10 protein-coding genes are annotated in these 12,235 nt (G+C 75.3%); 7 read left to right on the forward strand and 3 right to left on the reverse strand.

The features are described 5' to 3' along the window. Positions 1-344: 344 nt before the first annotated feature. Both LWC35_RS04410 and LWC35_RS04415 read right to left on the reverse strand, forming a co-directional pair. The gene (locus LWC35_RS04410; protein WP_232868582.1) at positions 345-2,024 is read right to left on the reverse strand and encodes a bifunctional 3'-5' exonuclease/DNA polymerase; all 1,680 of its coding nucleotides are present in this window, start codon (positions 2,022-2,024) and stop codon (positions 345-347) included. Next, positions 2,021-3,610: an FAD-dependent oxidoreductase gene (locus tag LWC35_RS04415; protein ID WP_232868583.1), complete on the reverse strand. Its 1,590-nt coding sequence runs from the start codon at positions 3,608-3,610 to the stop codon at positions 2,021-2,023. Before LWC35_RS04415 ends, LWC35_RS04410 begins: the two co-directional genes overlap by 4 nt. Before the next feature lie 103 nt (positions 3,611-3,713). Here LWC35_RS04415 and LWC35_RS04420 point away from each other — a divergent pair, with 103 nt between their 5' ends. Beyond that, positions 3,714-4,559: an LLM class F420-dependent oxidoreductase gene (locus tag LWC35_RS04420; protein WP_232868584.1), complete on the forward strand. Its 846-nt coding sequence runs from the start codon at positions 3,714-3,716 to the stop codon at positions 4,557-4,559. Positions 4,560-4,604: 45 nt separating this feature from the next. Further along, positions 4,605-6,827, forward strand: a complete 2,223-nt coding sequence (locus tag LWC35_RS40115; protein WP_232868585.1) for an FUSC family protein — start codon at positions 4,605-4,607, stop codon at positions 6,825-6,827. Here LWC35_RS40115 and LWC35_RS04430 read toward each other — a convergent pair. Then, positions 6,800-8,314 (reverse strand): MFS transporter, encoded by a 1,515-nt coding sequence (locus LWC35_RS04430; protein ID WP_232868586.1) that lies wholly within the window; start codon positions 8,312-8,314, stop codon positions 6,800-6,802. The two genes, LWC35_RS40115 and LWC35_RS04430, sit on opposite strands and share 28 nt — an antisense overlap. 81 nt (positions 8,315-8,395) lie before the next feature. On the opposite strand from LWC35_RS04430, the gene LWC35_RS04435 reads away from it, so the two are divergent. The 5 genes from LWC35_RS04435 (at position 8,396) to LWC35_RS04455 (ending at position 12,128) form a co-directional block, all read left to right on the forward strand. Continuing rightward, positions 8,396-9,127, forward strand: coding sequence for an enoyl-CoA hydratase (locus LWC35_RS04435; protein WP_232868587.1), 732 nt, complete (start codon positions 8,396-8,398; stop codon positions 9,125-9,127). A 211-nt stretch (positions 9,128-9,338) separates the two neighbouring features. Further along, complete coding sequence (locus tag LWC35_RS04440; protein ID WP_232868588.1) at positions 9,339-10,079, forward strand: L,D-transpeptidase; 741 nt, start codon at positions 9,339-9,341, stop codon at positions 10,077-10,079. Positions 10,080-10,134: 55 nt separating this feature from the next. After that, positions 10,135-10,488: a BlaI/MecI/CopY family transcriptional regulator gene (locus tag LWC35_RS04445; protein ID WP_232868589.1), complete on the forward strand. Its 354-nt coding sequence runs from the start codon at positions 10,135-10,137 to the stop codon at positions 10,486-10,488. Positions 10,489-10,517: 29 nt separating this feature from the next. Next, positions 10,518-11,420, forward strand: coding sequence for a M56 family metallopeptidase (locus tag LWC35_RS04450; protein ID WP_232868590.1), 903 nt, complete (start codon positions 10,518-10,520; stop codon positions 11,418-11,420). Between the two features lie 228 nt (positions 11,421-11,648). Next, positions 11,649-12,128 carry a pyridoxamine 5'-phosphate oxidase family protein gene (locus LWC35_RS04455; protein ID WP_232868591.1) on the forward strand — a complete coding sequence of 160 codons (480 nt, stop codon included), beginning with the start codon at positions 11,649-11,651 and terminating at the stop codon, positions 12,126-12,128. Positions 12,129-12,235 lie beyond the last annotated feature (107 nt).

Below are 12,235 nucleotides of genomic sequence, written 5' to 3' on the forward strand. Positions count from 1 at the left end.
AATCGCACGTTATGGAACCATACTGCGACTGCGACTGCGACTGCGACTGCGACTGCGACTGCGACTGCGCCCGGCGGCGCGAGCGGTATGGAACCATAGTGCGATTGGCATGGCGCGACTCGCGCAGTGTGGAGTCGTTATGTCAGCAAGAGCGAGAGTGGGACGCGTTATGGAGCCATACTGCGTCCGAGGGCGCCAGATTCTCGCACTATGGATCCATAGCGCGATCGAGAGTGTCGATATCGCGCGTGACCCAGTCGACTCTGGGCGTTCGAGTCGTCCGCATTGTGGAACCACAATGCGGCTGCGAGAAGAAAAATCGCGCGTTGTGGAACCGTACTGCGCTACTTCTCGGCGTAGGACTCCACCACACGGGCGGGCATCGGGACGCGCACCCGGGTTGTGCCGAAGAGGGTGCGGGTGGCGGAGTCGGCGGCGGTCTGGACCAGCTCGGCGGCCTCCGGTGCGGCGACCGCCGGCCCGTGGAGCAGCACCTCGTCGTGCTGGAAGAACACCAGCCGGGACGGGTTGCCCGACCGCCGGAGCATGGTCCGCAGCTCCGCGAGCAGCACCAGGGCCCACTCCGCTGCCGTGGCCTGCACGACGAAGTTGCGGGTGAACCGGCCGCGGGCCCGCGCCCGCGCCGGCACCTCGTCGCCGGGCCGGGCCGGCGGGCAGGTGCGGCCCAGCCACGACCTGACCAGCCGGCCCTCCTCGCCGGCCCGCGCGGCCTCCTCGACCACCGCGACCGCGGCCGGGAAGCGGCGGCGCAGCAGGGCGAGGTGGGCGCCGGCGTCGCCCGAGGTCTGCCCGTAGATCGCCGACAGCACGGCCAGCTTCGCCTTCGCCCGCCCCTCCGGCACGCCCGCGCCGAACAGCTCGGCGGCCAGGCCGGCGTAGAGGTCGGAGTCCCGCTCCGCGCCGCCCGCACGGGCCAGCGCGGCGTCGCCCGCGATCGCGGCGAGGATCCGCGGCTCCAGCTGGGCGGCGTCGGCGACGACGAGCCGGCACCCGTCGTCGGCCCGCACGGCCGCCCGTACGGCCTTGGGGATCTGCAACGCCCCGCCCCCGCGGGTGGCCCAGCGCCCGGACACGACACCGCCGACGACGTACTCCGGCCGGAACCGCCCCTCGTGCACCCAGGTCCGCAACCAGTTCCAACCATGCGCGGCGTGCAGCCGGGCGAGGTCCTTGTACGCCAGCAGCGGCGCGACGGCCGGATGGTCGACGCGCTTGATCACCCAGCTCCGGGTGCTGGGCAGCTCGAACCCGGCCCGGGCGAAGGCGCGCAGCAGCTCGGCGGGCGAGTCGGGGTTCACGGGCCGCCCGAACGCCGCCTCGACCTCGGCCGCGAGCACGGCGAGCCGCGGGGGCCGGCCGTGCCCGGCGGGGCGAGTCCCGAGCGCCTCGGTGAGCAGTGCGTCGTGCACGTCGGCCCGCCAGGGCAGGCCCTCGGCCCGCATCTCCTCCGCGACGATCCCGCCGGCCGACTCGGCCGCCGCGAGGGTCCGCAGCCGCGGATCGGCGGCGAGCCGTCGCTGCTGGACGGCGTGCACGGCGACCAGCGAGTCGAGGGTCGCGCCCGGATCGGGCTCGGCGCGGCGGAACAGGGCAGGCGGCTCGTCGGCGGAGTCCCCGGGCTCCTCGTCCGGCGGGACGGGCTGGCCGGCGAGCCTGGCGGCCGCGGCGGCCAGCCCGTGCGGCGCCCCGACCGCCCCGTCGACGCCGTCGAGCAGGCCCTCGACCAGCTGGACGTCGTGCGCCCGATCGGCCCGTACCCCCGCCGCGAGCAACGCGCGGTAGGTCCGGGCGTTGCGCCACACCGCCCGCTGCCCGCGCAGGTCCAGCGAGGCCGGCGGGACCGTGCGCACGGGACCGACGGGTTCACCGCCGGCGTCGAGTGGGCGCACCAGCGCCAGGGCGCGATCGGCGTCGAGGTGCACCGCGAGCCGAGCTGCCCGTCCCTGGCCGTCGCCGCCGGCCGAGGCGACCGAGGTGATCACCCCGCCGGCCGAGGTGCTCACCGCAGCGCCGGGGCGGGGCGGGGCACGGCCGGACGGAGCCGACCGAGCCGGTGCACGGGCAGCCCTGCCAGCAGCCCGCGGGCGGCGATCCCGCGGATCTCCTCGGGGCCGGCCCCTTCCGCGGCGAGGATGTCGTTGGCGGCGAGCACCCCGGTCATCGCGGCCCGCTCCATCAGCCCGGACGGGTACGGGCACTCCACGAAGTCCCCCGCGAGCCGGACGCCCGGTGCGTCGCCCACCACTCCCGGGCGCGTGCCCGCGGTGCCGGGCGGGAAGGCGGGAGCGGTGGCCTCGAGACGCTCCTGCAGGTGGAGGACCCTCGCCTCGGCCGTCTCCGGCCACAGCGCCGCCAGTTCGGCCCGCATCCGGGCGGTGGCGGTGGTGACGTCGGGAGCTCGGCAGGCGTAGGAGTGCAGCTCCACCACGGAGCCGCCGGTGCCCGCGGCCCAGCGCGCCGACCCGCCCTCCAGCCGCGAGTACACGGTGACCGAGTCGAGCGTCGGCTCGCCCGAGACCGCACTGAACACCGCCCGCTCCGGCCGGACGTCCCGGTCCAGCCACAGCCGCGTGACGGCGAAGGGCGGCGCGACCGACAGGGCCGCCGCCCGGCGGGCGAGGTCCGGGGCGACCGGGGACCCGCCGAGCAGCGTCCGCAGCGCACCCGGGTCCAGGGCGAGCACCACGTGCTCGGCCTCGACGGGCCCGCCCGCGCCGTGCACCCGCCAGGCCTGCCCCGCGCGCTCCAACGAGGTGACCCGCGTCCCCGTCCGGACCTCGGCGCCCAGCCCGCGCAGGTACGCGGCCAGCGGCGCCCAGATCGCCGTGAGGTGGTCCTCGGCCGGCGCGTCGAAGCCGATCCCCGCCGGGTTGCCCAGGAAGTAGTAGTGGAACATCGCCACGAGCTCGGCCGCGGACAGCCCGTCCCGGTCGCAGAAGAAGGACCGGGCGAACGCCTCGAACAGCATCTGCCGCGCCCGCTCGGACACCCCGAGCCCAGCGAGGAACTCCCCGGCGCTCATGGCGTCGAACCGCGCGGCGGTGGTCTCGGGGTCGTGCGCCAGCAGGGCGAAGCCGAGGCTCGCGTCCGCCCCCGCGATCTCGCGCAGCCGCAGGCTGGGGGAGCGGGCGAACAGCGCGAGGAGGTTGAGCGGCGGTGCCGCCGGCAGGTTCCCCAGGTCCTCCGCGGGCCAGCGGCGGGAGATCACCGGGTAGCCCTCCACCGGGCGCAGGAACCCGAGCTCGGGGTCGACCCGCCGCAGGATCGACCGCCAGGTGTCGTAGTGCCGGAAGAAGGCGTGGAACCCGTGCTCGACGACCTGCTCCGACCCGTCCGGCAGGGTGTGCGGCCAGGCAGCGAGCCGCCCGCCCAGGGTGTCCGCGGCCTCCAGCACCGTGACCGCCACCCCGCGCTCGGCGAGCACCACCGCCGCGCTGACGCCCGCGATCCCGCCGCCGACCACGACCGCGCGCGTGCCGGGCCGGACCCGGCGGGGCCGGTCGGGTCGGCCGGGGACGAGGACCTGCGGCCGGCGCCGCCACGGGAGGGTGCGACCCGCGCCCCGACGATGCCCACCCCGAAGATTCACACCCGGAAGCCTACGGACGGGCACCGACAGGAATGCAGGACGTGTGGGGGCCGGTTGGCGGGGAAGGGGAACGCCCCGCAACGGAGCACGCGAGGAGGAACGCATGTCGGTGGACCTGGGCCGCTACGGGATCTGGCTGCGCCGCGACCAGCTCACTCCCGAGCTCGCGACGGAGATCGAGTCGCTCGGCTACGGCGCGATCTGGATCGGCGGCTCGCCGCCCGCCGACCTGGCCCTGCCCGAGGAGCTGCTGGCGGCGACCGCGCGGATCGCGATCGCGACCGGCATCGTCAACATCTGGCAGGCCCCCGCGTCCGAGGTCGCCGCGTCCTACCACCGCCTCGAGAAGGCGTACCCCGGCCGCTTCCTGCTCGGGATCGGCATCGGGCACCCCGAGGCGACCCAGGAGTACCGCTCGCCCTACGAGACGATCGTCGGCTACCTCGACGACCTCGACGCCGCCGGTGTCCCGGTCGCGGGCCGTGCCCTGGCCGCGCTGGGCCCGAAGGTGCTGCGGCTGGCGGGGGAGCGGACCGCCGGCGCCGCCCCGTACCTGACCACGCCGCGGCACACCGCCGAGGCCCGGGAGATCCTCGGCACGGGCCCGCTGCTCGCCCCCGAGCACAAGGTCGTCCTGTCCACCGACCCGGAGTACGCGCGGAAGGTGGGCCGGCCGAAGGTCCGCGAGCCCTACCTGCGCCTGTCCAACTACCGCCGCAACCTGCTGCGCACCGGTTTCACCACCGAGGACCTCGACACCGCCAGCGACCGGACGATCGACGCCCTGGTCCTGCACGGCGACGCGGCCGCCGTCGCCGCCGGGCTGAACGCCCACCTCGAGGCCGGGGCCGACCACATCGCCGCGCAGATCCTGACCGCGTCCGGCACGCCCGACGACGAGTACCGCGACGCCCTGCGCGCGTTGGCCGCGGAGCTCGGGCTGGGCTGAGCCCGACGTGAGCGGGGCGATCACCGCGGTGGGAGACTTCGTCCCGTGCGCGGGCGGGCCTGGATCGGGGAGCTGCGCACCTGGGTGACGGGCGTGGATCCCGGCCTGGGCCGGCTGCGCCTCGCCGGGGTGGCGACGGCGGCCATGGTGCTGGCCGTCGTGCTCATGTCCGTCGTCCGCGGGATCACCGGGCAGCCCGTCACGGTGGTGGTGTTCGCGGCGGTGCTGGCGATGGTCAGCAACCTGTCGGTGAACGAGCCGGACAACCACCGGCGCCGCGTCACCACTGCGCTGATGCTGCTGCCCGCAGCCGCGGCGACGGTCCTCGGCACGCTGCTGGCCGAGCACCGGCTGGTCTCGGACACGGTGTTCGTGCTGGTCATGATGGTGGCGGTGTGGATCCGCCGGTACGGCCCGCGCGGGATGGCGCTGGGCATGGCGATGTTCAACCCCTACTTCTTCACCCAGTTCCTCCAGGCCCGGCCCGCCCAGCTGCCCGCCCTGCTCGCGGCGGTCGGCATCGGCATCGGGTCCACGCTCCTGCTGCGCGGCTGGGTGTTCGCCGAGAAGCCGGAGAAGGTGCTCGGCGACCTGCTCCGGGCGGTTCGGGCGCACGTGCACGCCCTGGCGCTGGCCGTGATCGACGTCCTCGAGGCACCCGCGGACGACGAGAAGGACATCGACACCGCGCTGGCGGACCTGCACCGCCGCCGCATCCGGCTCAACGACACGATGCTGCTGGTCGTCGACCGGATCGAGCAGCTGCGCGAGGAGCAGGAGGGGCCCGACGAGGAGGCCGGCGAGGACGATCCCCGGCGCGCGCTGTCCTTCGCCGTCGCCGATCTGGAGCTGGCCGCCGAACGGCTCGCGGTCTCGACCCGGCGGTTGGCCGACGACCCCGCACGGCCGGGCGCGCTCGAGCCGGAGGTGCGCGAGGCACTGCTCGAGGGGGTGCGCGGCATCGCCTCGGCCACCGCGACCGGCGTGCCGGAGGCGATGCGCGGCGCGGTCCTCGACGAGGCCCGCCGCAGCGTGGCGGAGCTCGTGGCCGAGCACAGCGGCGCGCGACCCCGGGAGCAGCGGGTCGCGTTCGCGATCGTCCGGCTGGCCGACGCGCTGGACGGCCGTGCGAGCCCCGTCCCCCCGCCCATCACCCTGGCCGAGCCGACCGAGGACGAGAAGGCCGACGAGGAGGCCGAGGAGGAGCCCGGCCGTCCGGTCGACCGGATCGCGCTGTCCACCCGGCAGGCCGTCCAGGTCGGGGTCGCGACCAGCCTCGCGATCGTGGTGGGCGAGCTGATCTCCCCGGCCCGCTGGTACTGGGCGGTGATCGCGGCGTTCGTCGTCTTCGCGGGCACGGCGAGCCGCGGCGACGTCCTCGCCCGCGGCTGGCAACGGCTCCTCGGGACCGTCGGCGGCGTCGTGGCCGGCATGCTGCTGGCCTTCCTCGTCGGCGGCCGCCCGATCCCGACGTTGGTCCTGCTGGCCGTCTGCGTCTTCCTGGCGTTGTACCTGTTCCGGGTCTCCGTCGCACTGCTCGCCTTCTGGATCACGGCGGTGCTCGCCCTGCTCTACGGCCTGATCGGCCAGTTCTCGGTCGAGACGCTCGTGCTGCGGGTGGCCGAGACGGCGGTCGGGGGTGCGCTCGGCGCCCTCGCCGCGCTCGTCGTGCTGCCCAAGCACACCCGCGCGGCCTTCCACGAGGCGCTCGACGACACCGTCCTGGCCCTCGACGAGGCCCTCGAGGCGACCGTGGACCGGCTGACCGGGCGCCCGCCGGCGGGCCTGCCGGTCGAGCTCGCACGGACCGCGGACGAGAAGCTCGGCACCCTCCGCCAGCGGGCCAAGCCGCTGGACAACCCGGTGCCGCGGCGGCACGGGCGGGGCAGCTACCAACGCGCCCTGCGGGTCCTGACGGCCGTGGACCACTACACCCGCGCGCTCGCGCGGCTCTCCGACCGGATCGTCGTCCCCGGGTGGGCGCCGACCCTCGATCCGGCCGTCGAGCGGATCCGGGCCAACATCGTCGGCCTCGGCGAGCTGCTGCGGCCGGGCGGCCCGGCCGGGGCCGACGGGATCGTGTCCGCCGAGGACCTCGTCGACGCCGCCGAGGCGTGGGCGGCGCGCTGCGACGACCCCGGTCTGCGCCGCGACATGCTCTCCGCGGTCCGGCCGCTGCGGCGGATCGACCAGGTCGTCGTCGGGTTCGCGCGCGACCTCGCCGGCCCCGCCGGCCGTGCTCAGGAACCGGCGGAGTCGCGCGGATAGGCCTGCGGGGCGTTGATCCCGCAGTGCGCGCACCGCTCGAGCGGGATCCGCTCCAGCGGCGGCCCGACGGGCTGGGGCCCGGCCTGCGGGGGCTCCGCGCCCAGCCGGCTGCGGATCGTCACCGCGGACACCAGCCCGCCCAACACCAGCAGTCCCGCGCCGATCAGTAGCGCCGTGTGGAACCCCGCGTCGAAGTCGACGGGGTCGGAGTAGTCGACGTTGCCGATCCCGGCCACCCCCGGGATGACCGCGACGGCGAGCAGCCCGGCGGCGCGGGCCACCGCGTTGTTCACCCCGGACGCGGCGCCGGCGAACCGGTCCGGGGCGGCGTCGAGCACGGTCGCGGTCAGCGGCGCGACGGTGAGCGTGAGGCCCGCCGCGAAGACCAGGACCCCGGGCAGCACGTCGGTCAGCCAGGACGCCCCCGGGCCGATGCGCAGCATGAGCAGCAGCCCGCAGGCGGCCAGGACCGGCCCGACGGTCATCGGGATCCGCGGCCCGATCCGCTCGGCGAGAGCGCCGGCCCGTGCCGAGAACAGCAGCATGACGACGGTGACGGGCAGCAGCCCGGCCCCGGCGAGGACCGGCGGGAACCCCGCCACGATCTGCAGCTGCAGCACCAGCAGCAGGAACAGTGCGCCGAGCGCGGCGTACACGAGCAGGGTGACGACGTTGGCCGCCGCGAAGACCCGGTCGGCGAACAGCACCGGCGGTACCAGCGGGTGCCGCGACCGCCGTTCCACCAGCACGAACACCCCGAGCGCCACGATCCCCACGACCAGCGCCGTCCACAGCGCGGCCGTGCGCTCCCCGGCGCCCAGCCCGGTGAGCGACCAGGTGAGGCCCGCGAGCCCGACCACCGCCAGGGCCGTGCCGGACAGGTCCAGCCCGCGTGCCGCCGCCGCGTCGCGGGTCTCCGGCACGTGCCGCAGCGCCACCGTCACGACGACCGCGGCGAGGGGCAGGTTCAGCAGGAACACCGCACGCCAGGTCCACTCCACGAGCCAGCCCCCGAGGAAGGGCCCGACCGCGCCGGCGATGCCGCCGAGGCCGGACCAGGCACCGACCGCGGCAGCGCGGTCCTTGCCGTGGAACGACGCGGAGATGATCGCGAGGCTGCCCGGGGTCAGCAACGCCCCACCGACCCCCTGCAGCGCCCGCGCCGCCACCAGCGCCTCGATGTTCGGGGCGAGCCCGCACGCCAGCGAGGCCAGCGCGAACCACACGACGCCGATCACGAACACCCGGCGCCGCCCGTAACGGTCGCCCAGCGAACCGCCGAGCAGGATCAGCGACGCCAGGCTGAGGGTGTAGGCGTTGACGGTCCACTGGAGTCCGGTGAATCCCGCGTCGAGGTCCCGGCCGATGTCCGCGAGGGCCACGTTGACCACGGTGCCGTCGAGCATCGCGAGGCTCGATCCGAGGACGGTCGTGAGGAGCACCCACCGCCCGGCCCGCGTACCCATCCGCAGCCCCTGCTCCGCCATGCGCCGGACCCTAGCCCGGCCGTGGCGGGCCGCACCTCGTAATCTCGGCCGGTCGGTCGGCGGGCGAGGGGGAGTGTGGACGTGGCGGTCAACGTGACGGTCGGGGCGGACCGGGTCGGCGTGCTCGAGCTGGACCGGCCCGAACGGCGCAACGCGCTCAACGTGGAGACCTGCGGGCGGATCGTCGCCGCGACCGAGGAGCTGCGCGCGGCCGGGGTCCGGGCGGTCGTGGTGACCGGCACCGGCACCAGCTTCTGCTCCGGCGCGGACTTCGGCGAGGTCTACGGCGAGGGCTTCCGGGATGCGCTGCACGCCGCCCTCGGCGCCGTGCACTCCCTGCCGGTACCCGTGGTCGCCGCCGTGAACGGCCCGGCGATCGGGGCCGGCACGCAGCTCGCCATCGCCTGCGACCTGCGCGTCGCCGCCGAGGGCGCGGTGTTCGCGCTGCCGACGGCCCGCCTCGGGCTCGCGGTCAACCCCTGGACGATCCGCCGGCTCGCGCAGGTCGCGGGCGGGGCCACGGCCCGGGCACTGCTCCTCGCCTGCGACACCGTGGGCGCCGAGCTCGCCCTCAACCGGGGCCTGGTGGACCGCCTCGGCACGCTCGACGACGCCCGCGCCCTCGCCGCGGAGCTGGCCGGCCTCGCGCCGCTCACCCTGGCCTACAACAAGCTGGTGCTCGACCGCGTCGAGCTGGAGGAGGAGGACCCCCTCCTCGCCGACGCGTTCGAGGGGTGCTGGCGCAGCGCGGACCTCGAGGAGGGCCGGACCGCGCGGTCGGAGAAGCGCGTCCCGGCCTACGAGGGCCGCTGACCTCCGGTTCCTCCGGTATCGCGACTGCTCCGTTCGGACCCTTCCGGCCACTCCGGGTAGCCGAATGGGGCGGGTGGTCGTGAGGGTGATGCCTCCGTCTCACCCGAAGGGCTCGACGTCGACGGATCGTCACCTCCGTGCCGCCCGGGCCGTCACCCGCCCCGGCGCCCGGTCGTTGAACCGGGAAGGACGTGCGGCAGGTGAGGTGAGGATGGTCCGGCAGGACGGACGGCGGGCGCGCCCCGCCGCGGTGAGCGGCGCCGTGGTGGCGGGAGTGGTCGCCCTCGTGGTCGGACTGGTCGGCTTCGGGCCCGCTGCGGCCCGGCCGGACACCCGGCCGGTGCTGCCCTCGATCGGCGGACTGCTCGATCCGTCCGCGGTACCGGCCGGCGAGGAGAGTGCGGACGGGCCGGCCGAGGCCACGCACGAGGACGCGACCGACACCGCCGACCCGGCCGATCCCACCGTCACGGCGGACCCGACGGCCGGGCCGGCCGCCGGCTCCGGCACGGGCGCGCCGACCCGGCTGGGCGCCGCCGCCCCGGCCGCGGGTTCCGCCGCCGCCCGCGGCGACGCTCCCGCGACCTACCCGAACGGCGTCGCCGGCACCCCGTGCACCGCGACCGCCCGGGCCTGCGTCGACGTCGCCGGGCGCAAGGCCTGGCTGATGGACGGCGGCACGGTGGTGCGCGGGCCGGTGCAGGTGCAGACCGGCGACCGGGAGGACCCGACCCCGGTCGGCACCTTCTCGGTGCAGTGGAAGGCCGAGCAGTACACGAGCCGCGAGTACCTGGTGCAGATGCCCTACTCGGTGTTCTTCGCCCCCGGCGGCGTCGCGTTCCACCAGGGCCGCCAGGACACGCCGTCGGCCGGGTGCGTGAAGCTCCTCGAGGCCGACGCGAAGGCCTTCTTCGCCCACCTCCAGGTCGGCGACGAGGTACAGGTCACGTGAAGGACACCCTAAGTTCTGGCGCCGGTCGGGTTCTACGTCGAGTAGAATCGATCCCGTGCCGAGCCTGGGTGAGTTGGAACGTGCGGTCATGGAGGTCCTCTGGGCCGCAGCCCACGAAGGACGGGGCGCGCTGACCGCGCGCGAGGTGCAGGAGGCGCTCGCCGATCGCGAGCTGGCCACCACGACGGTGCTCACGGTGCTGGGCCGCCTGGAGCGCAAACAGCTCGTCGTCCGCACGCGGGACGGCCGGGCGCACCACTACCGCGCCACCGCGAGCCGTGAGGACCACGTCGCCGAGCTGATGAACGACGCGCTCGACGGCGCGCCGGACCGCGGCGCCGCCCTCGCCCGCTTCCTCGGCTCGATCCCCGACGAGGAGCGCCGCAAGTTGCGGGACCTGCTCGACTAGTCCCGCCGGGCCTCCCGGACAATGGGTCGATGGCGCTCGCGGCGCTCGGCCTCCTCCTGCTCGGCGTCCTGCTCGCCGAGCCGGTCAGTCGTGCCTTCTCCCGGGCGCGCTGGACGCACCGCGACCCCGTGGGCGCGCTGCTCGTGTGGCAGGCGATCGGCCTGGCCGGCGGCCTCTCGCTCGTCGGGTCGGGCGTCGTCTACGGGCTCTCCCCGCTCGGTGACTCGCTCCCGACGGCCGTCGGCACGCTGTTCGTGGAGTGGAACGAGGGCCACTGGCCGGACCGCTTCGACGCCGTCCACCTGATCGCCCTGCTGGTTGCGCTCGGCGTCGGCGGGCGGTTGGTGTGGGTGCTGAGCACGATGTACCTGCGCACCGTCCGCGCCCGTCGCCGGCACCGCGACCTGCTCGACGTGCTGGCCACGCCCTGGCCGGACTCGCCCGGTACCCGCGTGCTCGACCATCCCCAGCCCGTGGCGTACTGCCTGCCCGGGCGCAGCTCGCGGCTCGTCGTCTCGGCGGGCGTGCTGGAGGCCCTGTCGCCGGAGGAGGTGTGGGCGGTCCTCGCCCACGAGAAGTCGCACCTGCGCGAACGGCACGATCTCGTGGTCCTGCCCTTCGTCGCGTGGGGTGCCACGGCCCCGTTCGTGCGCGGGATGGTCTGCGCCCAGATCGCCGTGGCCGAGCTGATCGAGATGCGGGCGGACGACGTGGCGGCGTGCCGCTCCGAGCCCCACGAGCTCGTCGGGGCGCTCAAGACGGTGGGCGGGTCGGCCCCCGCGGCCGCACTCAGCTCGTTCACCGACGCCCTCGACGCCCGCATCGAGCGGATCACCGCGCACCCCTGCCCGCTCCCGTGGTACTCGCGGGCGGCGGTCCGGCTGGGGGCGCTCGCACTGGTGGCGGTCCCCACCCTGCTGCTCCTCGTGTGAGGGGCGGCAGTGCGCGGACCCGTCCTTCCTCCTGCTCGTCGCGGTGCGGCAGGCGGCCCGATCGCCAGGTGAACCGACGGCCGACGCATCGCCCCCCGACGGATACGTAGTACCGCGTATCGCGCACCGGAGATCGTCGGAGGACCGTGCGCGCCGAGGGGCTCGCGGCTGGTCGCTCGGGCCCGCCGGCCCCATCCACGCGGGGAGTCGGTCAGGGAGGTGCCGGACATGTCGTCGAACCCGACCGTCCACCGCAACGAGCTCCCTGCGGACCTCGACGATCCGGTCGCCCGCGCGTTGTTGTCGTCCAGGATCCCTGCCCGTCTGGCCTACTGCTGGCGGGACGGGACTCCACGGGTGGTGCCGATCTGGTTCCACTGGGACGGCACGCAGATCGTGATGGCGACGCCGCCGGGTGCGCCGAAACTGAAGGCGCTGCACGACGACGTTCCGGTCGCCGTCACCATCGACTCCCAGGAGTGGCCCTACAAGGTGCTCTCGATCCGGGGCCGGGCGCGGGTCTCGAAGGTCACCGGCGTCTGCGCCGAGTACGCCGAGGCGGCCGAGCGGTACTTCGGCCCGGAGCAGGGCTCCGCGTGGCTGAGCCGGTTCCCGCCCGAGGTCGAGATGTGGCGCATCGCGATCGTTCCCGAGCAGGTGCGCATCCTCGACTTCGAGACGCGCTTCCCGAGCGGGCTGACGAGTTGACCGGGGACATCTCCGCGCGTGACGACCTCCTCGAGCCGAGGGGCACGGCTCGGGCCCGCCGTCGCGACCCGCGACCCGGTGGACACCGAAACAGGGTCTGAGCTGCG

The organism is Pseudonocardia kujensis (assembly GCF_021283305.1).
In the GTDB taxonomy this organism is placed as follows: domain Bacteria; phylum Actinomycetota; class Actinomycetes; order Mycobacteriales; family Pseudonocardiaceae; genus Pseudonocardia; species Pseudonocardia kujensis.

Excerpts from the sequence above, each read along its gene's own strand:
- LWC35_RS04420 (WP_232868584.1), top strand. The coding sequence starts at position 3,714 with ATGTCGGTGGACCTGGGCCGCTACGGGATCTGGCTGCGCCGCGACCAG.
- LWC35_RS04430 (WP_232868586.1), bottom strand. The coding sequence starts at position 8,314 with ATGGCGGAGCAGGGGCTGCGGATGGGTACGCGGGCCGGGCGGTGGGTG.
- LWC35_RS04440 (WP_232868588.1), top strand. The coding sequence starts at position 9,339 with ATGGTCCGGCAGGACGGACGGCGGGCGCGCCCCGCCGCGGTGAGCGGC.
- LWC35_RS04450 (WP_232868590.1), top strand. The coding sequence starts at position 10,518 with ATGGCGCTCGCGGCGCTCGGCCTCCTCCTGCTCGGCGTCCTGCTCGCC.
- LWC35_RS04455 (WP_232868591.1), top strand. The coding sequence starts at position 11,649 with ATGTCGTCGAACCCGACCGTCCACCGCAACGAGCTCCCTGCGGACCTC.